The organism is Streptomyces sp. ITFR-6 (assembly GCF_031844725.1).
Classification (GTDB): Bacteria; Actinomycetota; Actinomycetes; order Streptomycetales; family Streptomycetaceae; genus Streptomyces.
This window is the reverse complement of sequence record NZ_CP134612.1, coordinates 480750-504564: the sequence shown is the minus strand read 5'-3', so window position 1 is coordinate 504564 and position 23815 is coordinate 480750. Positions and strand designations below refer to the sequence as shown.

The following is a 23815-nucleotide window of genomic DNA, read 5'->3' as shown; positions in this document are numbered from 1 at the left end:
GTCCGATTCCAGCCCGCCGCGGGCGGCGGGCGGTGCCCGCGCCGCGGGGTGCGCGGGCGCCGCCGGGCGCGTTCCGCGTCAGTTCTTGTCGTCGAGCCGGAAGCCGACTTTCATGCCTACCTGATAGTGCTCGATCCGGCCGTCCTTGATCTGGCCGCGCACCTCTGTGATCTCGAACCAATCGAGATTGTGCAACGTTTCCGAAGCCCTCGCGACCCCGTTGCGGACCGCCGCGTCGACGCCCTCATGGGAGGTTCCTACGATCTCTGTGACGCGATACGTATGGTTTGACATCTTATGTCTCCTCTCGCCTCTACCAAGGTGCCCCACCTTGGCGCTGTTCGCGAGAGTTTGCGGTGCGTTCGCGCGGCCGGGACCGGCCTTGACCAAAGTATTGGTCCATACCAAAATCCAGCCACGCCCGTGCGAGCGCAGCCCGCAGTCCCCCACACCGGGTCCTGACTTTGTCGTGCCGTTTCGCAGAAGGTGACCCCGTGAAGAACCGCATGCTCGTAGGAGCTGTTGCCCTGATATCCGTAGCCGCGCTGGGCGGCTGCGGTGTGATCCCCGGTTCGGGCGGCTCCGGCAGCGAGAAGGTCACGATCTGGCTGATGAAGGACAGCGTGAGTCCCGACTTCCTGGCCAATTTCAAGAAGTCGTACGAAGCGGCGCACTCGTCGGTCGAACTGGACTTCAAAATCCAGAGCTGGAGCGGTATCGGGCCGAAGGTCATCGACGCCCTGGGCGGCAAGGACACCCCGGACGTCATCGAGGTCGGCAACACCCAGGTCGCCCAGTACGCGGAGAGCGGCGGGCTGCGCGACCTGACTCTGGAGTCGATGCGGGACCTCGGCAGCGAGGACTGGCTGCCCGGCCTCGCCGAACCGGGCAGCATCAGCGGCGTCCAGTACGGAATCCCCTGGTACGCGGCCAACCGGGTGGTCATCTACAACAAGGACCTCTTCGAGGAGGCGGGCATCAAGTCACCGCCGAAGACGCGTGCGCAGTGGATCGCGGACAGCGAGAAGCTGAACCGGAACGGCAATCAGGGCATGTACCTGCCGGGCCAGAACTGGTATGTGCTCGCCGGGTTCATCTGGGACGAGGGCGGCGAACTCGCGAGCGAGAAGAGCGGCGACTGGAAGGGCACGCTCAACACCGCCGCGGCCCTGCGGGGCATGAAGTTCTACCAGCAGCTCCAGGCGCTCGGCGCCGGTCCCAAGGACGCGGACGAGGAAAAGCCCCCGCAGGGCAATGTGTTCGCCAAGGGGGATATCGCACAGATCATTTCCACGCCCAGTACGGCGACGCTTATCGAGAAGACGAATCCCGAACTCAAGGGAAAACTGGGGTACTTCCCGATCCCGGGCAAGACAGCGAAGTCTCCCGGTTCGGTATTCACCGGCGGATCCGATCTGATCGTTCCGGAGAAGGCGCACCGGCGGAGCGCCGGCATCGACGTGGTCAAGGCGCTGGCCGGCGCCAAGTGGCAGGAGGAACTGGCCAGGACCATGAGCTACGTGCCCAACAAGACCACCCTGGCCCATGTGATCGAGGGCGAGGAGAGCACCGCCGCGATGGCAGAGGGCGCCGCGGAGGGCCACGCCACCCCCAACTCGCCGCAGTGGGCGGCGGTGGAGGCCGACAACCCGATCAAGCCGTACATGACGGCCGTGCTCCAGGGCGGTGACCCGGCGGCGGAGGCGAAGACCGCCTCGGAGAAGATCACGGGAGCTCTCGCGGGCAGCTGACCGCGCGGTCGGCCGGTGAGCGGTGGGCCGGCACGCACCACGGGATTCAGCAGTCGCACATCCCGGCTCTCCATGGCGGTCACGTCGAATCCAGCCGGTCACGGAAGAAGTAAGGAGCCGGACCGCCGCACCTGCCGCGGCGTTCCGGCAGCCGCCCCTGCCGACCCGTCCCCGGAGACGGTCATGCACGCGCTGCCCACCGCCTCCACCGCTGCCGCCACCCCTGCTGCCGTCCCCCTCGGCGCCGTACCGCCCGTTGCCGCGCGGCAGCCGGCGCGACCCGCCGCCCCGCCGCGCTACCGGGTCTCCCTCGCCGTGGACCAGGAGGAGGTGCGCGCCGTCCAGCGCCTGCGCCACCAGGTCTTCGCCGCCGAGTTCGGCGCCCGGCTGGAGGGCCCGGAACCGGGCCTGGACAGCGACGCGTTCGACGCGTACTGCGACCACCTGCTGGTCCGGGAGACGGCCACCGGCGACATCGTCGCCACCTACCGGCTGCTGCCGCCAGAGCGGGCCCGGATCGCCGGACGCCTCTACGCGGAGGGGGAGTTCGACCTCGCCAGGCTCGACCCGATCCGCGACGACCTGGTCGAGGTCGGCCGCTCCTGCGTCCACCCGGCCCACCGCGACGGCGCCGTCATCGCACTGATCTGGGCCGGCCTGGCCCTCTACATGGAGCGCACCGGCCACAACTGGCTGGCCGGCTGCTGCTCGATATCCCTCTCCGACGGCGGCGGAGCGGCGGCCCGTGCTTGGGAGACCGTACGGAACAAGCACCTGGCGCCCGAGGACTAGTGGGTATCCCCGCACCGCCTCTGGCAGGCCCCGGCGGTCCTTCCCGGCGGGCGGCCGGGCTGACCGCCGAGATCCGCGTACTGGCGCCGATCCCGGCGGGCGCGGTGCCCGGCCGCCGTGAACTGGCCCGGCTGGCTCAGTCCACCGTGGCCAGCGACAGCGCGAACCTGCCCGCGGCGTCGGTCCACCACTGAGCCAGCCGCAGCCCGGCCCGGTCCAGCTCGTCCCGTACCCCCTCCTCGCGGAACTTCGCCGAGATCTCCGTCCGCAGCTCCTCACCGGCCTCGAACGGCACCACCAGATTCAGTTCCGGGATCTTCACCGTGAGCTCCCGGCGGGCCCGCAGCCGCATCTCGATCCACTCACGCTCCGGATTCCACCGGGCCACGTGCTCGAAGTCGGCGGGCTCGAAATCGGCCCCCAGCTCCCGGTCGACGACCGACAGGACGTTCCGGTTGAACGCCGCCGTGACCCCCGAGGCGTCGTCGTACGCCGCTACGAGCACCTCCTCGTCCTTCACCAGATCCGTGCCGAGCAGCAGGCTGTCACCGGGGGAGAGCAGCGAGCGCACGGACGAGAGGAACGCGGCACGCTCCTCCGGCAGCAGATTGCCGATGGTGCCGCCCAGGAAGACGATCAGCCGAGGCCCCGGGGTCTGCGGCAGGGTCAGCGCGCCGGTGAAGTCGGCGATGAGCGCGTGCACGGACAGGCCGGGCCGCTCCTCCAGCAGCGCCTCTGCCGCCCCGCGCAGCGCGCTCTCGCTCACGTCGACCGGCACATAGGTGTGCAGATCCGGCAGCGCGTCGAGCAGGTGCCGGGTCTTCTCTGAGGACCCGGAGCCCAGCTCCACCAGGGTCCGGGCGCCGGACGCGGCGGCGATCGCGCCGGCCCGGTCGATCAGGATCTCCCGCTCCGCCCGGGTGGGGTAGTACTCGGGCAGCCGGGTGATCTCCTCGAACAGCTCGCTGCCGCGGGCGTCGTAGAACCACTTGGGCGGCAGCGTCTTCGGCTGCCGGGTCAGACCGTGCAGCACGTCGGCGCGCAGCGCCGCGTCCGTCGCGTCCACCGGCAGGGTGCGGGTCAGCAGAAAGGGACTCACTCGGCGGGCTCCTTGAGCGGGGTCAGCAGAAAGGGACTCACTCGGCGGGCCCCTTGAGCGGGGTCAGCAGAACATCGGTGCGGGTCGCGGTCAGCAGAGTGCGGTCCGGGACCTCGCGCCAGCGCGGATCGTCGTCGTAGGGCTCCGAGGCCACGACCGCGTGCCGGCCGGGCTCGGACCAGTGCCACAGGGTGTCGCCCCAGGCCGTCGCCACGATGGTGGAACCATCGGTGAGCAGCAGGTTGAGCCGGGAGCCCGGAGCCGCCTCCGCGACCTCGACCACGGTGTCCGCGACGGCCTGCGGGAGCGCGTCGCCCGCGGCGAGCCGGTGCCGCACCAGGGCCCAGACCAGTGCCGAATCGCAGCGGGCGGTCAGCCGCAGCAGTTCGGCCGGTGGCAGCGTCGCGGCGAGCGGTGCCATGGAGCCGGGCCAGCCCTTCACCGCGCCGTTGTGGCTGAACAGCACCTCGCCCGCGGCGAACGGCGCTGCCGCGGCCTCGCCGTCCGGATCGAACTCCGTGGCATCGCGGACCGCGGCCAGCACGGCATGGCTGCGCACCACCCTGGCCAGATCGGCGAAGGTCCGGTCGCCCCAGACCGGTCCGGGCCGGCGGTAGCGTCCGGGGACCGGATCCCCGTCCGCGTACCAGCCGACGCCGAAGCCGTCCGCGTTGACCGTCCCGTGCCGCTGCCTGCGCGGCTCCCAGGACTGGCGCACCAGTGAGTGCGCGGGCCGGGTCAGCACCTCGCCCAGCGCTACCGGAGGCCCTACGTAAGCGATATGACGGCACATCAGGCATCCCTCGCGGTGCGGAACCCCGAGAAGATCTGCCGGCGGACCGGAAGGTCCCAGTTGCGGAACGTGCCCCGGCAGGCCACCGCGTCCACCGCGAACGAACCCCCGCGCAGTACCTTGTGCCCCGGACCGAAGAACACCTCCGAGTACTCGCGGTACGGGAACGGCGCGAAGCCCGGGTAGGGCAGGAAGTCGCTCGACGTCCACTCCCAAACGTCCCCGATCAGCTGCCCCGCTCCGGACGGTGACCGGCCGGCCGGATACGCCCCGGCGGGGGCGGGCCGCAGGTGGCGCTGGCCCAGGTTGGCGCGGTCCGGTGTGGGGTCCTCGTCGCCCCACGGATAGCGCCGGGACCGGTCGGCGGCCGGGTCGTGGCGGGCCGCCTTCTCCCATTCGGCCTCGGTGGGCAGCCTGCGCCCGGCCCAGCGGGCGTACGCGTCCGCCTCGTACCAGCTGACGTGCAGCACGGGCTCGTCCGCCGGTACCGGCTCGGTCACGCCGAAGCGCCGACGCAGCCACTGACCGGCGTCCCGGTGCCAGAACAACGGCGCCGTCAGCTCGTGTTCACGGACCATCGCCCACCCCTCGGGCGCCCACCAGCGCCGCTCGGTGTAGCCGCCGTCCTCGATGAACGCCCGGTACGCGCCGCAGGTCACCGGGGCGGTGTCGAGGAAGAAGGCGGCGACCTCCCGGACGTGCGCGGGGCGTTCGTTGTCCAGGGCCCATGGTTCGGTCGAGGTGCCCATGGTGAACGGGCCGCCGGGGAACAGCACTTCGGCCGGAAGCGTGGCCGCGTCGGCGGCCCTGGGCGGCTCGGGTGCGCTGAGCGTGGCGGGGCCGGAGCGCAGCTGATGGGTGATCAGCATGGTTTCGTCGTGCTGCTGTTCATGCTGCGCAATCATCCCGAAGGCGAACGCGGACCGCAGCAGGGGGCGCCCGCCGAGCGGCGTCGCGCCGAGCACGTCGAGGGCCCGGCCGCGCACCTCCGCGGCGTACGACCTGGCCTCCGCTGGGGCCAGCAGCGGCAGGGAGGGCCGGGTGACCCGGGGGTGCTCGAAGGCGTCGTACAGTCCGTCGATCTCCGGGCGCATCGCCTCCCGTCCGCCCACTCCGCGCAGCAGCCACAGCTCCTCCTGGTTGCCGATGTGCGCGAGGTCCCAGACCAGGGGAGACATCAACGGTGAGTGCTGGGCGGTCAGTTCATGGTCGTCCACGCTGTCGGTGAGCAGTGTGGTGCGCTCCCGCGCGGTGAGGAGCGCGGCGACGGCACGCTCGCGGAGCACCTCGGCGTCCAGCGCGTCAGGTCCGTCCTGTGTGCCAGGTCCGTGCTGTGTGTCAGGTGCGGGGGAGTCGGTCATGAGAGGGTGCCCTTCGGGTCGTACCGGCCGTCCGTCCGGTCAGCCGAGAGCGTGGCCCGGAGATCGTCGGCGGGACATCGACCCCGGGCGACGTACCGGTCGTGGAAGTCCGCCACGGTGTCCTGCACCCCCCGCGTCGCACCCATCCTGGGCAGCGCCGCCATGGCCAGCTCGAAACAGGCGGTGGCCGCCGTCCGCAGTTCGGGATCGGCCAGCCCGTCCCGGGCGGCGGCGAGCCAGAGCGGATTGCGGGGAGGGGCCAGCGGCCCCGCGGTCTCGGCCAGCGGTTTGACGGTGCGGTACACGGTCTCGGCGGCCTCCGGGTCGTCGAACAGGGCAGTGGTGACCGCGAGCGGCACGAGCCACCCGTCGGTACCGGACTGCGCGTCGATCATGCGCAGCTCAAGGTGCCCGCGCGGACGGACCGGCGGGAACAGCGTGGTGATGTGGTAGTCGAGATCGGAGCGGACCGGGCGCCGGGGCGCCCCGGACCGGATCCACTCCCGGAGGCTGAGCCCCTCCGGCACGTGCCACGGCCCCGCCTCACCGCGGATGCACAGGACCGGCGTGTCCAGGACGTGCGAGGCCCAGGCGTCCCGGGCCGGCAGCGCGCCGGCCGGGGCGAGCGTGCGCAGCGGGTCGAGATCGGCCCACAGGGACTGGCGCGCGGAGCGCCACGGCGTCGGCCTGCCCTGCCGGAACGGCGAGTTGGCGAACACCGCCACCAGTACCGCACCCAGCAGATGGGCCAGCTGCCAGCGCCGCCCGTAACCGAGCGGACCGGGTTCCTCCTCTCCCGCGTCCAGGCAGACCTGGACGGAGGCGGTCGTGCACATCATGGCGCGGCCCGCCGGGCCCCACCGGTCCAGCGCCTTCTCCATGGCTTCGTAACGGGGTTCGCGCAGCAGCCTGCGCGGCGAATGCCAGGGATCGACGCCGAGCCCGACGGCGGTGAGATCCAGCCGGTCGAGCACGGCACGTACGGCGACGAGGTCGTCGGCGGTGTCGTTGACACACGCCATCAGGGAATCCGCGGGGCGCGAGCTGAGCTCCAGCTGTCCGCCGGGCTCGAAGGTCACCGCGGCGTTCAGGGACAGCGCCCGGACGGCCGCTGCGGCCGCTTCGAGACGGTGGTGGGGGACGGGACTGTGCGGGCGGTCGCGATCGTGCAGGAGCCATTCCAGCTCGACTCCCACGATGCGCGGCGGTCCCGTCTTGAAGCAGATGCCGCGCAGCAGATCCTCCGCCTCGCCCTCGCCGAGGGGCGGGGCGTGGCCGGGCGGACCGTGGCCGCCGGACGTTTCGGGTGACATGCCGGGCCTCCTTTGCCGGTGCGTCCGTCCTACCCAAACCCCTGCCGGGAGTTCGCACAAGGGCGCCCTTGTGCGTCAGAAATTCGGTTGCGTCCAAACTGCGGGGGCGTCGATCATGCCCCGTATGCACCATAAGGGGGAGGGCCGGTGAGCGCCCGGCTGCGCGGCATCGCGCGAGAGACCGAGTCCATCGTCGAGGCAGGGTTCTACCGCACGCCGCAAGGGCGGGAAGTGAGCATCGAACGGGCGCTGACAGCCGCCCTGTCGGGGACCAGGCTGTACGGCCCCGAGCCGGTGCCGGTGGCGTCGCTGGACCACGACCGCACACCGGTCTTCGAGGTCACCGGCGAGAGCAGCCTGGAGGCCGCCGCCCGGATGACCGGCGAACGGCCGGGCAAGGTCGCCGTCCTGAACTACGCCTCCGCCCGCAACCCAGGTGGCGGATACCTCAACGGGGCCCAGGCGCAGGAGGAAGCCCTGTGCCGGGGCTCCGCGCTCTACGCCACGCTGCGCAGGGCCCCGGAGTTCTACGCGCACCACCGGGCCGAACGCAGCCCCTTCTACACCGACCGGGTCATCCACTCACCGGGCGTGCCGGTCTTCCGCGACGACCGGGGCCGGCTCCTCGACACCCCGTACGCGGCGGGATTCCTCACCTCGCCCGCGCCCAGGGCCGGGGTGATCCGCCGTACGGATCCCGGCTCGGCGCACCTCGTCGGGGCCGCGCTCGCCGCACGGGCCGAGCGGGTGCTGGAGGTCGCGACGGTGCGCGGATACCGCAGGCTGGTGCTGGGCGCCTGGGGCTGTGGTGTGTTCCAGAACGATCCGGCGGAGGTGGCGGGCGTGTTCCGCGCGCTGCTGGCCGACGACGGCCGGTTCGCGGGCCACTTCGAGCAGATCGTCTTCGGCATCCTCGACCGCGACGGGGAATCGCCCACCAGGGCCGCGTTCGATCGCATATTCGGTCAAACGGGTCAACCCTCACCCTGACGTTGAGCCATAGGCTTCGACGTCATCCGGCACGGCCCGCCTCCGCCGTTCGGGTCCGCGGCCCGGCACGCTCGCACGGGGACGCCGTGGAAGTGACGGGCCGCCGCACCGTCACCTCCAGCCGTAGAGCTCCCGAAGCCGCTCGGCGACCAGATTGAACCTGTCCCGGTCCAGGGCACACGCCTCGCGCCGCATCCCGTCCTCGTGGACCCGCAGCACCCGGTCCAGGTCGACCCAGGACGGGCGCCCCGAGCTGTCCCAGGGACCGGCGCCCAGCGCCACCCACTCGCGGTCCTGGTCGTGCTGCTTGCTGGAGAGCTGTACGGCGAGCAGGGTGCCCGCCTCCTCACGTGCCACGACGAGAACCGGGCGGTCCTTGCCGCGCCCGTCGTTCTCCTCGAACGGCACCCAGGTCCAGACGATTTCGCCGGGGTCGGGATCGCCGTCCCGGTCGGGGGCGTAGGTGGCACGGACCGGGCCCACCCCGTTCGGGTCGGCCTCCGCGGTGGCGCCGGGACCGGTGCGGCCGGGAGAGGCCGTCGAGCCGTCATTGATGTCGCTGCGGTGCTGGATGGTCATCGCAACACCGTAGAACCCGCACAGCCCCTCGCGTGGAGCGGGTCCGCGAAACGGGTACGGGGGCCGGAGCGTTTCCGTACCGAACGGGTCTGTAAGACTGCCCGACGCCATGATTCAGTTACCCGAGCAGCCCGCCGAAGGCCCCGTCCCGACCAGCGCCGACGTGGCGCGGCTGGCCGGCGTCTCCCGGGCCACCGTGTCCTACGTACTGAACAACAACGCGGCCGTACGGATCAGCGATCCGACCCGCCGCCGGGTGCGCGACGCGGCCGCCGAACTCGGCTACGTACCGCACGCGGCCGCCCGGAGCCTGCGCGCCGGACACTCCCGCATGGTGCTGCTGCCCACCGGGAGTTTTCCCTCCGGCTCCCTGCACCACCGCTTCCTGCGCGAGCTGGAATCCGGACTGCGCCGCCTCGACTACACCGTGGTCCAGTACGGCTCCCTCGGGCTGGACGCCGACGACGCGGCCCGCGCCTGGGCGGAGCTCCGGCCCGTCGCCGTCATCGTCCCCGGCTCCGTCCCTCTCACCGCGCAGGGCGCGGCCGTGCTCCGGCGCTCCGGCGCCAAGGCGGTGATCACGCTCGGACCGCAGCCCGTGGCGGGAGCGCACGCGCTGATCATGGACCAGCGCAGGGTCGGCAGCTGCGCCGTCCGTCATCTGCTGGACCGCGGCAGGCACCGGATCGGCGTGGTGATGCCGGAGGAACCCGGCCTCGCGCCGTTCGCCGGACCCAGACTCGCGGGCGCCCGGCAGGCCGCCGCCGGAACGGCCCGGATCGAGCCGCTGCCGCTGCGCAACGACGAGGAATCGGCCGCCGGGCTCGCCGCCCGCTGGCGCACACTCGGCCTGGACGCCGTCTTCGCCCACGACGACCTCCACGCGATGCTCCTGATGCGGGCGCTGCAGGACGCTGGCATCGAGATCCCCGGCGAGACCGCGGTGGTCGGCGCGGACGACCTGATGCTGGCCAGGCTGCTGAGGCCCAGGCTCAGCAGCGTACGGATGGAACTGGACATCGAGCAGCCGCTCGCCGATCTGGTCGACCGGCTGGTACGGCACCCCGGGAAGGAGCTCGAACGCCACGACCTGCTGCGGGCGAGGGCCGTCCACCGCGATTCGAGCTGAACCGACCCGCCAGCGCGGCAACGTGCGAGGCGGACCTCGCTTGCCTAGCGTCGTGACCATGAGCCATCCGCAGAGTTACGAGATCCTGGTGATCCCCCAGTTCACCGACGCCAAGGAGGCGGACGCCTCCGGCACCGGGCGGACCATCCGCTCCGCGGTCGTGGAGGCGACCGGTGCGACGGGCGAGTCCGGCTACCCGCGATACGCCGGGGAGGGCATGGTGGCCGACATCGACCCGGCGACCCACACCGTCGAGGCGATTCTCGTCGACGGCTCGGAACTCGACTACGGACTCACGGCCCGGATCTCGGAGCGGCCTGTCCGGGAGAACCACGGGCCCGACAACCGTGTGCCCGACAACCACGTCACGGAGCCGTCTGTCCCCGAGAACCACACGGACGGCTGAGTCCGCCGCCCGGCAACGCACGGGGTCCGGCCGTCCACGGCCGGGCCCCGACGCGCTTCGCGTGCTTCCGCGAGACGCCTACTGCTGCTCCTTCCGGCCCTTCTGCTCCTCCGCGATGGACTTGCGGACCTCGTCCATGTCCAGCTTCCGGGCCTGACCGATGACGTCCTCCAGCGCGGCCTCGGGCAGGGCGCCCGGCTGCGAGAAGACCGCCACGTTGTCACGGACGATCATGAGCGTCGGGATCGACCGGATCTCGAAGGCAGCGGCCAGCTCCTGCTGCGCTTCCGTGTCGACCTTGGCGAAGACCAGATCGTCGTGGCGTTCGGACGCCGAGTCGTAGACCGGGGCGAACTGCCGACACGGGCCGCACCAGGAAGCCCAGAAGTCGATCAGGACGAACTCGTTCTCGCTGACGACCTGATCGAAGTTTTCTTTGGTGAGCTCTACGGTGCTCATGCTCTGCTACCTCTTCCTGTGCCCGTGCGGACGTGTCCCCGGACAACGGTGCCTGTGCTTGCACTATTCCGCCTGCCCATGTGGCCGCCGCGCACACCCACGACCAAAATGGGCCTCATGACACATGCTGTGGAGCCTGTCGAGTACGACGTCGTGGTCATCGGGGCCGGTCCGGTGGGTGAGAACGTGGCGGACCGGGCCAGGGCCGCCGGTCTGAGCGCCGCGATCGTGGAGTCCGAGCTCATCGGGGGTGAGTGTTCGTACTGGGCCTGTATGCCGAGCAAGGCCCTGCTGCGCGCGGTCGTCGCCCGAGCGGAGGCCCGCCGCGTCCCCGGGCTCAGCGGATCCGTACAGGGCCCGCTCGACACCGCCGCCGTTCTCGCCCACCGCGACGACTACGCCTCCCACTGGAAGGACGACGGCCAGGTGGCCTGGCTGGAGGGCATCGGCGCGGACATCTACCGGGGCACCGGCCGGCTGACCGGCACGAAGGCGGTCTCCGTCGCGGCACCCGACGGCACGGAGCGGCGGCTCACCGCCCGGCACGCCGTCGCCGTCTGCACGGGCAGCCGGGCCGTGGTCCCCGATCTGCCCGGAATCGCGGAGGCCCGCCCCTGGACGAGCCGCGAGGCGACGAGCGCCCAGGAGGTGCCGGGACGGCTCGTGGTCGTCGGCGGGGGCGTGGTCGGTGTGGAGATGGCCACGGCGTGGGGCGCCCTGGGCGCGGAAGTCACCATGGTCGTCCGAGGCCCGGGGCTGCTGCCCCGGATGGAGCCGTTCGCCGGTGAGCTCGTGGCGGAGGCGCTGACCGAGGCCGGGGCCGATCTCCGGTTCGGCGTCTCGGCCACCGCCGTACGGCGTCCGGACCCGGACGGACCGGTCACCGTCGAGCTCGACAACGGCGAGAGCGTCGAGGCCGACGAGATCCTCTTCGCCACCGGCCGCGCCCCGCGCACCGACGACCTGGGACTGGAGACGGTGCACCTGAAGCCCGGCTCCTGGCTCACGGTGGACGACAGCTGCCGGGTCGAGGGCACCGGCTGGCTCTACGCCGTCGGTGACGTCAACCACCGCGCGCTCCTGACCCACCAGGGCAAGTACCAGGCCCGGATCGCCGGAGCGGCGATCGCCGCCCGCGCCCAGGGCGTCCCGCTGCTGGAGACCGACCGCTGGGGCGCCCACGCGGCGACCGCCGATCACGCCGCCGTTCCCCAGGTGGTCTTCACCGACCCGGAGGCCGCCTCGGTCGGCCTCACCCTGGCCGAGGCGGAGCAGGCGGGCCACCGGGTCGGGGCCGTCGACCACGACCTCGGCGCGGTCGCGGGCGCCGGGCTGTACGCGGACGGCTACCGGGGCCGCGCCCGCATGATCGTCGACCTCGACCGGGAGATTTTGCTCGGCGTCACCTTCGTGGGTCCGGGCACCGGCGAACTGCTGCACTCCGCGACGGTCGCCGTCGCGGCGGAGGTCCCCATCGAGCGGCTCTGGCACGCGGTCCCCGCCTACCCGACGATCAGCGAGATCTGGCTGCGGCTCCTGGAGACGTACCGGGGGTAGCAGGGGCGGTTGAGGCCGGACGGTGAAGGGTGTGCGGGTGCGGCGGGCGGAGCGAGTCATCCCTCCTGTGGTCTAGGCCAAGAGGGTCCCGTCCCTCTATCCTCGTGCGTGCCGGCGGTACGCCATTCCCCACCCTGGTTGCGCGCCGGCGAGCGCGATGCCCGGCCGGCTCTCCGTCGAGCGGCCGGGTAACCTCCCCCCACTCACCGCCTCCAGGAGGCTACGGTGAAATTACGCACCAGAATCACGGCGATCGTCGGCGCTGCCTGTCTCGCCGCGTCCCTGGCCCTCGCCACGGCGTGGGCCGCCCCGCAGCAGTCGGCGTCGGTCGTCCTCAACGAAGTCGCGCGGGCCACGAGCCCGTCCGCCGGCACCGCCGGGCCGGATGGCACGGTCTGGATCGCCGAACGCGCGGGAACCGTAAGGGTTCTGAATGACCAGGGGCTCGGTGAGCCGGTCCTGGACATCTCCGACGAGACCACCATCGACGGCGAACGCGGCCTGCTGGGCATCGCGTTCGACCCTGACTTCGCCCACCTCTACATCTCGTTCACGGACCTCGAAGGCACAAGCACCGTGGACGAGTTCGCCATGGCGGGCGGCGCGATCCGGCCGGACACCCGGCGCACCGTTCTGACACAGACCCAGCCGTACTCGAACCACAACGGCGGCGACATCATGTTCGGTCCCGACGGCTATCTCTACATCGGCCTCGGTGACGGTGGATCGGGCGGTGACCCGGACGGCAACGGCCAGAACCTCGGCACGCTGCTCGGCAAGCTCCTGCGGATCGATCCCGGCGGCGGCGACCCGTACGCCATCCCGGCGGACAACCCGTTCGTGGACGACCCGGCGGCGAGGGGCGAGATCTGGGCGTACGGACTGCGCAACCCGTGGCGGTTCTCGTTCGACGCGGACACGGGCGACCTGCTGATCGGTGACGTCGGCCAGAGCGACTGGGAGGAGATCGACTGGGCTCCCGCGGCCAGCAAGGGCGGCGAGAACTACGGCTGGTCCTCGATGGAGGGCAACCACCCCTTCCGCGGCGGTACCGAGCCCGCGAATCACGTGCCACCGGTCCACGAGTACGACCGCACCGGCCTCGGCTGCTCCGTCACCGGCGGCTACGTCTACCGCGGCGATGCCATCGCCGGCCTGAAGGGACAGTACGTTTTCAGCGACTACTGCGACGGCACGATCCGCACCCTGCGGATCGAGAACGGCGAGGTCACCGGCGAGGGTGACCTGGGAGTCCAGGGCGGCGAGGTCATTTCGTTCGTGGAGGGCGGCGACGGCGAACTGTATGTTCTCGCCATCGGTGGCAGCATCTCGCGCATCGACCCGGCGTGAGCCGATGACGTCCCCCGCACACTGACAGCCGGGAGGCCCGTGGGGCCGGGACCGCGAACCGCGGTCCCGGCCCCACGGGCCTCGGGTTTCGGGGCCGTTTCCCTCAGGCCGGGGGCTGGTTGTCGTTGGTGGTGACGCGGACGTGGTCGACGACGAGTTGCTGGGGGAAGGTGGTGTTGCCGTCGGGGTCGCCGGGCCAGTAGCCGCCGACGGCGAGGTTGAGGATGAGGAAGAAGGGCTTGTTGAAGGCCCAGGTGTTGCCGTTGGTGTCGGCGGGGGTGCGGTGCTGGTAGACGTTGCCGTCGACGGACCAGGTGATGGAGTCGGGGGCCCAGTCGATGGCGAAGGTGTGGAAGTCGTCGGCGAAGGCCTGGCCATCGGGGAGGGTGTATCCGGCGCCGATGCCGGCGGAGCCGGAGTAGCCGGGTCCGTGCAGGGTGCCGTGGACGGTGCCGGGTTCGAAGCCGACGTTCTCCATGATGTCGATCTCGCCGGAGTTGGGCCAGCCGACCTGCCCGATGTCGTCACCGAGCATCCAGAAGGCGGGCCACATGCCCTGGCCGCGCGGGATCTTCATCCGGGCCTCGACATGACCGTAGGCCTGGGTGAACTTGCCCGAGGTGTTCAGCCGCGCCGACGTGTACTCGCAGGTGCCGTACCAGCACTGGTAGTTGTTCGGGTTCTCCTTGCGCGCGGTGATCACCAGATGGCCCTGGCCGTCCAGCGCCGCGTTGCTGTTGCCCGCCGTGTAGTACTGCCGCTCGTGGTTGTCGACGTTGTCCCCGGTCTCGATCTGCCACTTGCCGCCGTCCACGGCGGAACCGGCGGCTCCGTCGAAGTCGTCGGTGAACGTCGCGGCGGCTGCGGACGCCTGGTTCGTGACGGATCCCTGTGCTGCCGGAAGGGGCACGGGGGCGGCGGAGGCGAGGCCGGCGGTGGCCGAGACGAGGGCGAGAACCGAGAGTGCGGAGACCAGGAGGCGCCTGGTCAGGTGGGGGGAGCTCATGTGGATTTCCTTTCCGTACGGGACGGAGGAAATGTGACTCGCCATGCATATGGCAAGTGGGGGCATGGCGGCCACGTGGGGGAGTCGAGTCCTTAGTTCACTACGTGATTTAAGAAGTGAACCAAGAGCGTGTCAAGGCTCCTCACAGACCACAGTTCTTGCACGCATCGAACCCCCGCCCCTGCGGTACGCGCGTCAGTTCCCGGATTCCGGCGAGAGCGGCCGGCCGCAGCGCAGGTTCCACCGCCCCGACCTGCCGCTGAGCTCCGTGACGGTCAGCGGGGCCACGTCCAGCCGCCAGAAGGCCTGCGGCGGGAGCTCCAGCGCGTGGACGGTGGCGGCCCGGATGACGGCGGGCTCGGCCACCGCCAGTACCGGCCCGCCGTCACCCGCATGACCCTCGTCGCTCCGGTGGGACCCGTGACTCCCGTCGCTCCCGTGACTCCCGTGTTGTCTCCCGTGCGAGGAGTCGAGCCACGCGCCGACCCGGGCGCACAGCTCCAGCAGGGACTCGCCCCCGTGCGGAGCGGCGGACGGGTCGGTCAGCCAGGCCGTCACCCCGTCCGGCTCGTCCGCGCTCACCTCGGTGAGCCGCGCTCCGGACCAGCGGCCCATCTCCCAGTCGCGCAGGGCGGGTTCGGGATCGGACCGGAGCCCGAGGGCGTCCGCGGTGGCGGCACAGCGCAGGGACGGCCCCCGTAGGCACCGGTCCGCGGCAGGCACGGCGCCGGCGGCGGACCGGGCCTGCCGGAGACCGGATGCGTCCAGCGGCGAGTCGCCGGCGAACCGGGCCTCGCGCAGCGCGGCGTTCATCGCCGGTGAGATCAACATCACCCGTACCGTCATTACCGCCCTCAACTCCCTGAACAGTGGCCACTTGGCCAAGCACACCATGGCACCCGGGCTCCGCAGCGCCTTCGATGCACCATGGCGGGCCCCGCTTCCAGGCGGTATGGTCGCGACGACATGACGACGGTGTGACGGAAGCCCGGTGAGAATCCGGCACGGTCGCGCCACTGTGAACCCGTACCTGTGCGGGAAGTCAGACCCAGCACCTTCGTCTCAGGCACCACGATCGGGACGCGTGTTCCCACAGGAGGTTCTGCCATGGCACAGACTGCTGCCCCCACCACCGGCGCACCCGCCATCACCCCCATCTCCTTGAAGGCCATTGCCCCTTGGGCGGTCTTCTTCGGCATCGTCATGCTGATCCTGCTGTACTTCGTCGGCGCCGAGCAGGGCGCCACCTCCGTCATCGCGGGCGCGGGCGTGCACGAGTGGGTCCACGACGGCCGTCACCTGCTCGGTTTCCCCTGCCACTGACCTACCGGGCTGATCCAGGGGAATCCCTCATGAACTCCATATCTGTCAGAGCTCTGCTGGTCCGCGGCATGCTGGCCGGGCTGATCGCGGGTGCGCTCGCGCTGATCGTCGCCTACTGCCTCGGTGAGTCCAGGGTGGACGCGGCCATCGCCCTCGAAGAGGCGCACAGCCACGACCACGGCGGCGGCGAGGAACTCGTCAGCCGCACCATGCAGTCCACCGCGGGCCTCGCCACCGGCGTGCTCGTCTTCGGCGTGGCCATCGGCGGCATCGCCGCACTCGTCTTCTGCTACGCGCTCGGCCGGATGGGCCGGTTCGGGCCTAGGGCCACGGCGGCGCTGATCGCGGGAGCCGCTCTGCTGACCGTGTACGTCGTGCCGTTCCTGAAGTACCCGGCCAATCCGCCGGCCGTCGGCAACCCCGACACCATCGGCAAACGCACCACGCTGTTCTTCCTGATGGTCGCCCTCAGCGTGCTGCTTGCCGTCGCCGCCGTCATCCTCGGGAGGCGGCTGGCTCCCCGCCTGGGCGCCTGGAACGCGACGATCGCCGCCGCGGCCGGCTATGTGCTGGTGATCGGCCTCGCGTACGCCTTCCTGCCCTCGTTCAACGAGGTGGGAAGGGACTTCCCGGCCACCCTGCTGTGGCAGTTCAGACTGGCCACGCTCGCGGTTCAGTTCACGCTCTGGACCACTTTCGGGCTGGTCTTCGGCTACCTCACCGAGCGGCTGCTGGTGCCGAAGGCGCAGGCCGTGACGGCCGGAAGCGGAACGTCGGAACGGACCGCGACCGCCGCGGGCTGACCCGCACAGAGGTGCTGCCGGACCGGAACACGGCGGAACCCGCGAGGTGAATCCTCACGGGTTCCGCCGTGTTCCGGTCCGGTCCGGCTCACACCTGGCCGGGCCCGTCCCAGTCCACCCGGTAGTGCTTCAACGCGGAGTCCTCACGCACGAAACGCATGCCCGCGGCCGTCATGACGCGCTGGGACGCGATGTTGTCGAGGTCGGTGTCCCCGTGCACGCAGGTGACGCCCCGGTCCCGGGCGAACCGGAGCAGCGCCCACAGCGCCTCCGAGGCGTACCCCATGCCCCGGGCCGACGGCACGAGCCCGTAACCGATCGTGACGTGCCCGGCCTCGTCGGGCGCTCCGTGGAACCCCATCCCGCCGATCACCGGCCCGTCCTCCCCGAGCCGTATCTCGTACGAGCCGAACGGGCCCGGATCCCCGGTGCCGGCAATGGTGCCGAGCAGCCGGGTGGCCGCCGCCTGCTCGCCCGGGGCGGGGTACCCGTCAGCCCAGCGGACGCCCTCCGGCGGCCGGCCCGCCACCACATGTTCGGCGTCGGACGCGCTCATGGCGCGGAGCAGGAGGCGTGGAGTACTGAGCGCGGTCATGACCCAGTGGACTATCACGCGGTCCGCGCGGTGCGCACCCGGATATCTTCGCCGGCCGGCTCCGGGGCTGACGGTGACCGGCCGGTGGCTACTCGCCCCCGGCCGGAGTGAAGTCCCCGGACAGCGCGGCCGCCACCCGAAGGTGCGTGGCCGCCTCCGCCGGGCGCCCCTGGCGCTCCAGCGTGCGCCCGAGCATCAGCCGGGCGTAGTGCTCGACGGGATCGAGTTCCAGCACCGCCCGCAGCTCCGTCTCGGCCCGGCCGAGCCGCGCCGAGTGGTAGTACGCCCTGGCCAGTAGCAGACGCGGCGCGACCTGCTCCGGCACCTCCTCGACCAGCCCGGCCAGAATCCGGGCCGCCACCAGGTACTCCTTCGACTCGAAGAAGAACTGTGCGCGGTCCCACCGCTCGGCGGCCGTTCCGAACTCGTAGTAGGTGTCGCTCATTCGTCCTCCTCGGTCGAGGGCCGACGCCGGGCCGGTCCCGTACGGGCCAATCGCCACAACACTCCGAGATGGTTCAACATTCCACTAAATATTCGGCGTGGGTGCCGTCCGACCGGGCCCGTGCGGGAATAGGTTGAGCACCATGAGCAATCTCGATCGCCAGGCCGTCCCCTCCGTCTGCGGAGGACGCGGCTTCGTCGTGGCCGAACCGGTACGTGAACTCCTCGCCCCGCGCCACGTGAAGCTCGGGGAGTCCACCGAGGTCCGCAGACTGCTGCCCAACCTCGGCCGCCGCATGGTCGGGGCCTGGGCCTTCGTGGACCACTACGGTCCCGACGACATCACCGACGAGCCCGGGATGCAGGTACCGCCCCACCCCCACATGGGCCTGCAGACGGTCAGCTGGCTGCACGAGGGCGAGGTCCTGCACCGCGACAGCCTCGGCAGCCTGGCGACGATCCGCCCGCGCGAACTCGGCCTGATGACCTCCGGCCGGGCGATCAGCCACTCCGAGGAGAGCCCCAGGTCGCACGCCGCGCTGCTGCACGGCGCGCAGCTCTGGGTCGCGCTCCCGAACGCCCACCGCGATGCCGAGCCGCACTTCCAGCACCACACGGACCTGCCGACGGTCACCGCCCCGGGCCTCACCGCCACGGTGATCCTCGGCGACCTCGACGGCGCGACCTCGCCCGGCACCGCGTACACCCCGATCGTCGGCGCGGACCTGGCTCTGGACCGGGGCGCCGAGGCGCGTCTCCCGCTCGACCCCGACTTCGAGTACGCGGTGCTGTCGATGTCCGGCGAGGCCGAGGTCGACGGCGTACCCGTCCTGCCGGGCTCGATGCTCTACCTCGGCTGCGGCCGCGACGAACTCCCGCTGCGCGCGGAGTCCGACGCCGGTCTGATGCTCGTGGGCGGTGAGCCCTTCGAGGAGGAGATCGTCATGTGGTGGAACTTCGTGGGACGTTCGCACGAGGAGATCGAGCAGGCCCGCGCGGACTGGATGGGTGGTGATCGGTTCGGCGCCGTACGCGGCTACGACGGTGCGCCGCTCCCCGCTCCGGCGTTGCCCCCTGTGTCCTTGAAGCCCCGGGGACGTGTGCGCTGATCTGCGGGTTCTTGCGGGTTGTCGGGTTTCGAGGTGTCGCCGATCATGCTCGCGTCGTGTTGTTGGCGGGGGAGGGCCGGAAGCGGCTGAGAGTGCATCGGAGGAAGGCCTTCCGCTGGACCGTTCTCCATCTGGGCCCGCCTCTGACCTTGCGTGTCAGGACGGATGCTGACTCGGTGCTGACTGTTCTGACGAGGCGCCAGGTGGCTGTGATCGCTGGCTGGGGCGATCCGGAGGGTTCGAGCGACTGCCGTTGACGGCCGGTGGGTCATGACGTTGCGGTCCGGTCGAGCCGCCCGTGAGCTGTTGTAGCCCTAGCCTGGCGCTTTCATGAACCGGGCTGTCCGATGGGTGACCGCGTAAGCGAGAAGTGCCTCTGACCAGCAAGAATGAGGATTGTCGAGGTCCTTGTTCCTGCCATCGCCGGAGGCACTTCTCAAGTGAAGAAGACTATCGGGTCCTATCCGCCTGTCCGCGTCGAGGGCGGTGGCCGCTCGGTGGTCTCGCAGGCCGGGGCGGTGCTGTTGGTGGAGACGGTCCGCAAGTCCGGGCTGGATGAGGCGATATCGGCGGCGTTGGCGTCGTGGAGCAAGCCGCGGGCGGTGCACGATCCGGGCAAGATCCTTCTGGATGTGGCCCTGGCCGTCGCACTCGGCGGGGACTGCCTGGCCGATGTCGCCATGCTGAGGGCCGAGCCCGACGTGTTCGGCCCGGTGGCCTCCGATCCCACCGTCTCTCGCCTCATCGATACCCTGGCCGCGGCCGGGCCCAAGGCGCTCACCGCGATCCGCACGGCCCGAGCGGAAGTGCGCTGCGGAGTCTGGGAGTTGGCCGGGGGCAACGGTCCGGCCGCCGACGGCAGCGTGATCGTGGACATCGACGGAGTGCTGGTCCTGGCGCACTCCGAGAAGCAGGACGCCACCGCGACCTGGAAGAAGACCTTCGGTCATCACCCCCTCGTCGCGTTCGTCGACCACGGCCAGGCCGGGGCCGGAGAGCCCGTGGCCGCACTGCCGCGGCCCGGCAATGCGGGCTCCAACACCGCGAGCGATCACATCGAAACCACCCAACTCGCCCTGGCCCAACTGCCCAGGAACCCGCGGCGCGGACGCCAGACACTGATCCGCACCGACTCCGCCGGCGGCACTCACGCCTTCCTCGACTGGCTGACCCGCCGGCGCCGGTGGCTGTCGTATTCCGTCGGCATGACCATCACCGACGCCATCCACCAGGCGGTGCTGAAGATCCCGAAGGAGGCGTGGACGCCGGCCTACGACTCCGGCGGCACGGAGCGGCCCGGCGCCTGGGTCGCGGAGATCACCGACATGCCCGACCTGACCAGCTGGCCGAGGGGGATGCGGCTGATCGTCCGCAAGGAACGGCCTCACCCCGGCGCCCAGTTGCGCTCCACCGACCTCGACGGACTGCGGTTGACCTGCTTCGCGACCAACACCAAAGGCGGCCAGCTCGCCGACCTTGAACTCCGTCACCGAAGGCGGGCCCGCTGCGAGGACCGGATCCGAAACGCCCGCGACACCGGCCTGCGCGACCTGCCCCCGCACGACACCGCACAGAACCGGATCTGGCTGGAGATCATCTCCATCGCCCTCGACCTGCTGGCCTGGATGCCGATGCTCGCCCTGACCGGCGACGCCCGGCGCTGGGAACCCAAACGACTCCGGCTCCGCCTGTTCTCCGCCGCCGCGCAGCTCATCCACACCGGCCGCCGCCGCTGGCTCCGCTTCACCGCCAGATGGCCCTGGACCGAGGTCATCTCCCACGCGATCGACCGGCTCCAAGCCCTGCCGAACCCCGGCTGACCAGCTGGCCCGACCGTCCCGACAACCCGCACCACCACCCGGGAAAGTGGAACCCGGCGCACACCCGACGCGACCGTCGGGCCCTCGGCCCGCCCCGCACCCGAAAAGACTGCACCACCCCAACGCCAAGCAATCATCAGCGAACTGACGGGGACTCACGAATGATCAAGGCTAACACTGTTCACAAGTACGGTCTTTGATGTCCTATAGGCACAGTCCGTATACCAAAGGAGGTCTGCAGTGCGTTCCAGCGCCGAGGACGTCCCGGACCAGTGTGCGGTCGAGTTCGCCATGGAGATCCTCGGGGGCCGTTGGAAGCTGGCCATTCTCAAGCAACTGGTCACGGGCACCCATCGATTCGGTGAATTGAGGCGCGCGCTGCCGGGTGTCACCCCGCGGATGCTCACCCGCCAGCTGCGGGAGCTGGAAGCCGACGGCCTGATCACGCGAACCGTGTATCCCGAGGTGCCGCCGAAAGTCGAGTACGCGCTCACCGAAGTCGGGCACAGTCTGGATTCCCTCACCGACGAGCTGGACAAGTGGGGCCGCTGGTACCGCGAGACGGTCCGTCGCGAGGCACCCTCCGGCCTTCGCTCCCCTGCATGATTCGGGGCGAAGCCGGATAAGCGGGTATCGCAGCGTCGTGCGCACATCGTCGTGGGTGAAGGGGGGCGCCCGTGGCCACTCGCTGCCCGGCTCGGGCTGTCCGAGGTTCACCACGAGCAGTCACGAGAGGCCACCGGCCGGAAAGAACTCTCGGCCGGTGCCGCCCCCGTCGAAGCCGGTCACGGGCCCAGCGCTCAGATCGATGGCCCGTACCCCGATGATGCAATATGTGCGGTCTGCAAGGCACCGCTGAACAATGCGGTCATTTCCCTGAAGGTGTATTCCCCGGCATATTGGTCCGCAGCTCCGGAAAAATGGGGAATAGCTCAGGAAGACTGCGATGGAAGTCGTTGTCCACCGCAAGCAAGGCGGTCAGAGGCGGAGCGTGCGGACGACGGCGAGCCGCTCACGTTCGACCTCGCCCATGTTCCGGCCACGCGCAGGCCCGGCGTCATTCTTCGGGCAGGGTGAGCAGCCTTGCCCCGGGGTGCGTCGAGCAGCGAGGCAGGGGCCGTTACGTCGGCGGTCGGGGGTGTGGTCGTCTTGTCGATGTGCAGAGCACGGCTGTGTCATCGCCCGTTCGGGTGCAGATCCGAGAACAGCAAGCGGGCTTCTCCGAAAGCCAGTTGGCTCGTTCGTGATCTATACAGCGGGGTCATGTCGGCCTCAAGGAGCAGGAGCCCGCCGCGACTCCGGCTCGACAGTCACCTCCCAGGACTGCCGCAGAACCTTGTTGAGTTGTACGTACGACCGGTCACATGCCGCACTGGCGCCGCATCATCTGCATGTCCGCCGTCATCACCGGCAGCTCGTCGTTGTGTCTCGGCCAGGCCGTGCTCTCGGTGGCGGCGATCGTCTGGCGCAGCAGGCGACGGACGGTCTCCAATTCGGCGGCACGCTGGTCGAGGATGTCCAACTGGTCGCGCAGACTGGCGAGGACTCCGGGACAGGGGCGCAGTATCGCCGCGTCGTGGGTGCAGGGCAGGACCTGGCGCATGATGCGGGTGGGCAGGGCGCGCACGCGGCGCACCGTCTCCACCGTCCGGTCGTCGTATTCGCGGCAGCCGTTGGCGCGGCGCTCGGCATGCCAGTGCCCTTGAACCCCGGGGGGACGTGTGCGCTGATCTGCCCGTCCTCGCGGGTTCTTGCGCGCGTCCGGGCCCGGCCCGTACGCGTGCAGGTCGCGCGGGGCGAGCGTCGCCGGGACCGCACGGTCGATGCCATGGGCGATCCAAGGCGTCGTGTCGAGAGCAGCGGGTACGCGAGGTACGCCACTGGCCCGCCCTCCGCACGAGTGGGCGCGTACTGACGGGAGCAGGAACATGACGGACCGCAGACCTCCGGGCGCCGCCTGCAGCGGGTCGAAGGGCAGCCCGCCGCCGATCCCCGCCGATATGCCTGACCAGCAGGTTCAGGACGGCGAGGGCGACCTCGACGTGATCCTCCCGCCGCGCGCCGAAGGCGTCGTCGCGGCGAAGGAGGACGCCGACAGCTCCGGGCCCGCTGATCCCGATCCGAACGCCGGCGCCGGTAGCGGCGCGTCGGGCGCCGGGGACTGAGCGGGGTGCCCTGCGTGGCGTGGCCTACGGGGCGGGCGTAGCGTCGATGGAGGGCGGGATACGGCGCGTGGGTCACTCGCGTGCACCGATCCGATCTGCCGGGAGGTCGCGGCATGAGACGGAGTATCCGCAACACCATTGGACTGATTCTGGCAGTCATCGGCGCTGCCGCTGCGATCTGGGCGCCCTTCCGCAGTTGGTACAGCGGTCGGCTCGGACATGATTTCAGGGTATGGGAGCTCTTCACCGGAGCGGGCGTGACGAACTCGGGCGCGGGACTGTTCGCGTCCATGTTTCTGCCGCTCCTCGTCGGTGCGGTTCTCACCCTTCTCGGCGTGGTGTTCAGGTCTCGGCTTCTGGTCCTCGTCGCCGGAGTCATCACCCTCGGGTTCGCCATCCTGTGGATGGTCCGGCAAGGGCAGGCGCAGGGCGGCCTGACGGTCACCGGGGACAGTGCCGGGCTCGGCAGCGGCGTAGGACTCGCCTTGGCGGGCGGGCTCCTCATGCTGATCGGGTCGGCCATCATGGGCGGACGCGAAAGCAGGGCCGTGCGCCATGCCGGCCATGAGCAACGACAGGAGCGCGAAGCGGTGCACGAAGAGGACCGGGATCGGCGCGGTGCCGAGACCGACCGTCCCTACGGCATGGCAGCCCGGTACCAGGACACCGCGACCGGCCGAGCGGGCAACGACAACGTGACGCCCGCGGCGGGCACCGCCAAGCAGTCCGCAGCAGGGGGCACACCGCAACGGTTCGCGCGGGAGCCGCAGCGGCCGGCACCTGCCCCGCGCGGCCGGCCGGTGCCTGCCAGGGAGGCGGACAGTCCCGACCGAGGGCGTGGGGACACCGACCGCACGCAGTACGAGCAGAACACCGAGGACGGCGGCTCCCACAGGTCGGACGACGACGGCTCGGGCCGCGGGGACACGCGTCGCGGGTGACACGCGCTGAGCGGTTGCCGCCTCCGTCCG

25 protein-coding genes and 1 pseudogene are annotated in these 23815 nt (G+C 70.8%); 14 read left to right on the top strand and 12 right to left on the bottom strand.

Translation table 11 applies throughout. The features are described 5' to 3' along the window. Positions 1 to 78 precede the first annotated feature (78 nt). On the bottom strand, positions 79 to 294 hold the full coding sequence (locus RLT59_RS02125) for a dodecin (protein ID WP_311301763.1): 216 nt from the start codon (positions 292 to 294) through the stop codon (positions 79 to 81). A 200-nt stretch (positions 295 to 494) separates the two neighbouring features. Here RLT59_RS02125 and RLT59_RS02120 point away from each other — a divergent pair, with 200 nt between their 5' ends. Further along, positions 495 to 1751, top strand: a complete 1257-nt coding sequence (locus RLT59_RS02120; RefSeq protein ID WP_311301762.1) for an extracellular solute-binding protein — start codon at positions 495 to 497, stop codon at positions 1749 to 1751. 183 nt (positions 1752 to 1934) lie between these two features. Continuing rightward, positions 1935 to 2540: pseudogene (locus RLT59_RS02115) on the top strand (GNAT family N-acetyltransferase); the annotation flags it as partial. Between the two features lie 139 nt (positions 2541 to 2679). On the opposite strand, the gene egtD reads toward RLT59_RS02115, so the two are convergent. The 4 genes from egtD to egtA are packed head-to-tail and all read right to left on the bottom strand — an operon-like array spanning position 2680 to position 7109. Continuing rightward, complete coding sequence (gene egtD / locus RLT59_RS02105; protein WP_311301761.1) at positions 2680 to 3642, bottom strand: L-histidine N(alpha)-methyltransferase; 963 nt, start codon at positions 3640 to 3642, stop codon at positions 2680 to 2682. A gap of 37 nt (positions 3643 to 3679) precedes the next feature. Further along, a complete protein-coding gene (gene egtC, locus RLT59_RS02100; RefSeq protein ID WP_311301760.1) occupies positions 3680 to 4435 on the bottom strand; it encodes an ergothioneine biosynthesis protein EgtC in 756 nt (251 codons plus the stop codon). Beyond that, positions 4435 to 5796 carry an ergothioneine biosynthesis protein EgtB gene (egtB, locus tag RLT59_RS02095; protein ID WP_311301759.1) on the bottom strand — a complete coding sequence of 454 codons (1362 nt, stop codon included), beginning with the start codon at positions 5794 to 5796 and terminating at the stop codon, positions 4435 to 4437. The genes egtC and egtB overlap by 1 nt, the downstream gene beginning before the upstream one ends. Then, positions 5793 to 7109, bottom strand: coding sequence for an ergothioneine biosynthesis glutamate--cysteine ligase EgtA (gene egtA, locus RLT59_RS02090; protein ID WP_311301758.1), 1317 nt, complete (start codon positions 7107 to 7109; stop codon positions 5793 to 5795). The genes egtB and egtA overlap by 4 nt, the downstream gene beginning before the upstream one ends. A gap of 147 nt (positions 7110 to 7256) precedes the next feature. Here egtA and RLT59_RS02085 point away from each other — a divergent pair, with 147 nt between their 5' ends. Continuing rightward, entirely contained in the window at positions 7257 to 8099 is an 843-nt protein-coding gene (locus tag RLT59_RS02085) for a TIGR02452 family protein (protein ID WP_311301757.1), read from the top strand. Between the two features lie 111 nt (positions 8100 to 8210). Here the strand turns inward: RLT59_RS02085 and RLT59_RS02080 are convergent, their stop codons facing one another. After that, positions 8211 to 8678: a type II toxin-antitoxin system PemK/MazF family toxin gene (locus RLT59_RS02080; RefSeq protein WP_311301756.1), complete on the bottom strand. Its 468-nt coding sequence runs from the start codon at positions 8676 to 8678 to the stop codon at positions 8211 to 8213. Between the two features lie 109 nt (positions 8679 to 8787). On the opposite strand from RLT59_RS02080, the gene RLT59_RS02075 reads away from it, so the two are divergent. Together RLT59_RS02075 and RLT59_RS02070 are read left to right on the top strand one after the other, a co-directional pair. Continuing rightward, the gene (locus RLT59_RS02075; RefSeq protein WP_311301755.1) at positions 8788 to 9807 is read left to right on the top strand and encodes a LacI family DNA-binding transcriptional regulator; all 1020 of its coding nucleotides are present in this window, start codon (positions 8788 to 8790) and stop codon (positions 9805 to 9807) included. A 58-nt stretch (positions 9808 to 9865) separates the two neighbouring features. Then, a complete protein-coding gene (locus RLT59_RS02070) occupies positions 9866 to 10213 on the top strand; it encodes a hypothetical protein (RefSeq protein ID WP_311301754.1) in 348 nt (115 codons plus the stop codon). Between the two features lie 78 nt (positions 10214 to 10291). Here the strand turns inward: RLT59_RS02070 and trxA are convergent, their stop codons facing one another. Next, on the bottom strand, positions 10292 to 10672 hold the full coding sequence (trxA, locus tag RLT59_RS02065; RefSeq protein WP_311301753.1) for a thioredoxin: 381 nt from the start codon (positions 10670 to 10672) through the stop codon (positions 10292 to 10294). Between the two features lie 117 nt (positions 10673 to 10789). On the opposite strand from trxA, the gene RLT59_RS02060 reads away from it, so the two are divergent. Continuing rightward, positions 10790 to 12229, top strand: a complete 1440-nt coding sequence (locus tag RLT59_RS02060; RefSeq protein WP_311301752.1) for a dihydrolipoyl dehydrogenase family protein — start codon at positions 10790 to 10792, stop codon at positions 12227 to 12229. A 225-nt stretch (positions 12230 to 12454) separates the two neighbouring features. Then, complete coding sequence (locus tag RLT59_RS02055; protein WP_311301751.1) at positions 12455 to 13579, top strand: PQQ-dependent sugar dehydrogenase; 1125 nt, start codon at positions 12455 to 12457, stop codon at positions 13577 to 13579. A 103-nt stretch (positions 13580 to 13682) separates the two neighbouring features. Here the strand turns inward: RLT59_RS02055 and RLT59_RS02050 are convergent, their stop codons facing one another. Then, a complete protein-coding gene (locus RLT59_RS02050) occupies positions 13683 to 14585 on the bottom strand; it encodes a glycoside hydrolase family 16 protein (RefSeq protein WP_311301750.1) in 903 nt (300 codons plus the stop codon). A 195-nt stretch (positions 14586 to 14780) separates the two neighbouring features. Beyond that, positions 14781 to 15431 carry a histidine phosphatase family protein gene (locus RLT59_RS02045; RefSeq protein WP_311301749.1) on the bottom strand — a complete coding sequence of 217 codons (651 nt, stop codon included), beginning with the start codon at positions 15429 to 15431 and terminating at the stop codon, positions 14781 to 14783. A 261-nt stretch (positions 15432 to 15692) separates the two neighbouring features. Here RLT59_RS02045 and RLT59_RS02040 point away from each other — a divergent pair, with 261 nt between their 5' ends. Both RLT59_RS02040 and RLT59_RS02035 read left to right on the top strand, forming a co-directional pair. Next, positions 15693 to 15908 (top strand): CbtB domain-containing protein, encoded by a 216-nt coding sequence (locus RLT59_RS02040; RefSeq protein ID WP_311301748.1) that lies wholly within the window; start codon positions 15693 to 15695, stop codon positions 15906 to 15908. Between the two features lie 29 nt (positions 15909 to 15937). Next, positions 15938 to 16711: a CbtA family protein gene (locus RLT59_RS02035; protein WP_311301747.1), complete on the top strand. Its 774-nt coding sequence runs from the start codon at positions 15938 to 15940 to the stop codon at positions 16709 to 16711. 88 nt (positions 16712 to 16799) lie between these two features. Here RLT59_RS02035 and RLT59_RS02030 read toward each other — a convergent pair whose 3' ends face one another. Further along, positions 16800 to 17306: a GNAT family N-acetyltransferase gene (locus RLT59_RS02030; RefSeq protein WP_311301746.1), complete on the bottom strand. Its 507-nt coding sequence runs from the start codon at positions 17304 to 17306 to the stop codon at positions 16800 to 16802. An 88-nt stretch (positions 17307 to 17394) separates the two neighbouring features. Next, positions 17395 to 17751 (bottom strand): tetratricopeptide repeat protein, encoded by a 357-nt coding sequence (locus RLT59_RS02025; RefSeq protein ID WP_311301745.1) that lies wholly within the window; start codon positions 17749 to 17751, stop codon positions 17395 to 17397. 142 nt (positions 17752 to 17893) lie between these two features. Here RLT59_RS02025 and RLT59_RS02020 point away from each other — a divergent pair, with 142 nt between their 5' ends. The 3 genes from RLT59_RS02020 (at position 17894) to RLT59_RS02010 (ending at position 21285) form a co-directional block, all read left to right on the top strand. Beyond that, positions 17894 to 18859: a pirin family protein gene (locus tag RLT59_RS02020; RefSeq protein WP_311301744.1), complete on the top strand. Its 966-nt coding sequence runs from the start codon at positions 17894 to 17896 to the stop codon at positions 18857 to 18859. 440 nt (positions 18860 to 19299) lie between these two features. Next, positions 19300 to 20679: an IS1380 family transposase gene (locus RLT59_RS02015; RefSeq protein ID WP_311301743.1), complete on the top strand. Its 1380-nt coding sequence runs from the start codon at positions 19300 to 19302 to the stop codon at positions 20677 to 20679. A 240-nt stretch (positions 20680 to 20919) separates the two neighbouring features. Then, entirely contained in the window at positions 20920 to 21285 is a 366-nt protein-coding gene (locus tag RLT59_RS02010) for a winged helix-turn-helix transcriptional regulator (protein WP_311301742.1), read from the top strand. A 754-nt stretch (positions 21286 to 22039) separates the two neighbouring features. Here RLT59_RS02010 and RLT59_RS02005 read toward each other — a convergent pair. After that, positions 22040 to 22609: a MerR family transcriptional regulator gene (locus RLT59_RS02005; protein WP_311301741.1), complete on the bottom strand. Its 570-nt coding sequence runs from the start codon at positions 22607 to 22609 to the stop codon at positions 22040 to 22042. Between RLT59_RS02005 and RLT59_RS02000 the strand changes: the two genes are divergently transcribed. Both RLT59_RS02000 and RLT59_RS01995 read left to right on the top strand, forming a co-directional pair. Continuing rightward, on the top strand, positions 22608 to 22844 hold the full coding sequence (locus RLT59_RS02000) for a hypothetical protein (RefSeq protein WP_311301740.1): 237 nt from the start codon (positions 22608 to 22610) through the stop codon (positions 22842 to 22844). The genes RLT59_RS02005 and RLT59_RS02000 overlap by 2 nt on opposite strands. Positions 22845 to 22924: 80 nt before the next feature. Next, a complete protein-coding gene (locus RLT59_RS01995; protein ID WP_311301739.1) occupies positions 22925 to 23785 on the top strand; it encodes a hypothetical protein in 861 nt (286 codons plus the stop codon). Positions 23786 to 23815 lie beyond the last annotated feature (30 nt).

Excerpts from the sequence above, each read along its gene's own strand:
- RLT59_RS02125 (WP_311301763.1), bottom strand. The coding sequence starts at position 294 with ATGTCAAACCATACGTATCGCGTCACAGAGATCGTAGGAACCTCCCAT.
- egtC (WP_311301760.1), bottom strand. The coding sequence starts at position 4,435 with ATGTGCCGTCATATCGCTTACGTAGGGCCTCCGGTAGCGCTGGGCGAG.
- egtB (WP_311301759.1), bottom strand. The coding sequence starts at position 5,796 with ATGACCGACTCCCCCGCACCTGACACACAGCACGGACCTGGCACACAG.
- egtA (WP_311301758.1), bottom strand. The coding sequence starts at position 7,109 with ATGTCACCCGAAACGTCCGGCGGCCACGGTCCGCCCGGCCACGCCCCG.
- RLT59_RS02080 (WP_311301756.1), bottom strand. The coding sequence starts at position 8,678 with ATGACCATCCAGCACCGCAGCGACATCAATGACGGCTCGACGGCCTCT.
- RLT59_RS02075 (WP_311301755.1), top strand. The coding sequence starts at position 8,788 with ATGATTCAGTTACCCGAGCAGCCCGCCGAAGGCCCCGTCCCGACCAGC.
- RLT59_RS02070 (WP_311301754.1), top strand. The coding sequence starts at position 9,866 with ATGAGCCATCCGCAGAGTTACGAGATCCTGGTGATCCCCCAGTTCACC.
- trxA (WP_311301753.1), bottom strand. The coding sequence starts at position 10,672 with ATGAGCACCGTAGAGCTCACCAAAGAAAACTTCGATCAGGTCGTCAGC.
- RLT59_RS02060 (WP_311301752.1), top strand. The coding sequence starts at position 10,790 with ATGACACATGCTGTGGAGCCTGTCGAGTACGACGTCGTGGTCATCGGG.
- RLT59_RS02050 (WP_311301750.1), bottom strand. The coding sequence starts at position 14,585 with ATGAGCTCCCCCCACCTGACCAGGCGCCTCCTGGTCTCCGCACTCTCG.
- RLT59_RS02045 (WP_311301749.1), bottom strand. The coding sequence starts at position 15,431 with ATGACGGTACGGGTGATGTTGATCTCACCGGCGATGAACGCCGCGCTG.
- RLT59_RS02040 (WP_311301748.1), top strand. The coding sequence starts at position 15,693 with ATGGCACAGACTGCTGCCCCCACCACCGGCGCACCCGCCATCACCCCC.
- RLT59_RS02035 (WP_311301747.1), top strand. The coding sequence starts at position 15,938 with ATGAACTCCATATCTGTCAGAGCTCTGCTGGTCCGCGGCATGCTGGCC.
- RLT59_RS02030 (WP_311301746.1), bottom strand. The coding sequence starts at position 17,306 with ATGACCGCGCTCAGTACTCCACGCCTCCTGCTCCGCGCCATGAGCGCG.
- RLT59_RS02025 (WP_311301745.1), bottom strand. The coding sequence starts at position 17,751 with ATGAGCGACACCTACTACGAGTTCGGAACGGCCGCCGAGCGGTGGGAC.
- RLT59_RS02020 (WP_311301744.1), top strand. The coding sequence starts at position 17,894 with ATGAGCAATCTCGATCGCCAGGCCGTCCCCTCCGTCTGCGGAGGACGC.
- RLT59_RS02000 (WP_311301740.1), top strand. The coding sequence starts at position 22,608 with ATGACGGACCGCAGACCTCCGGGCGCCGCCTGCAGCGGGTCGAAGGGC.
- RLT59_RS02005 (WP_311301741.1), bottom strand. The coding sequence starts at position 22,609 with ATGTTCCTGCTCCCGTCAGTACGCGCCCACTCGTGCGGAGGGCGGGCC.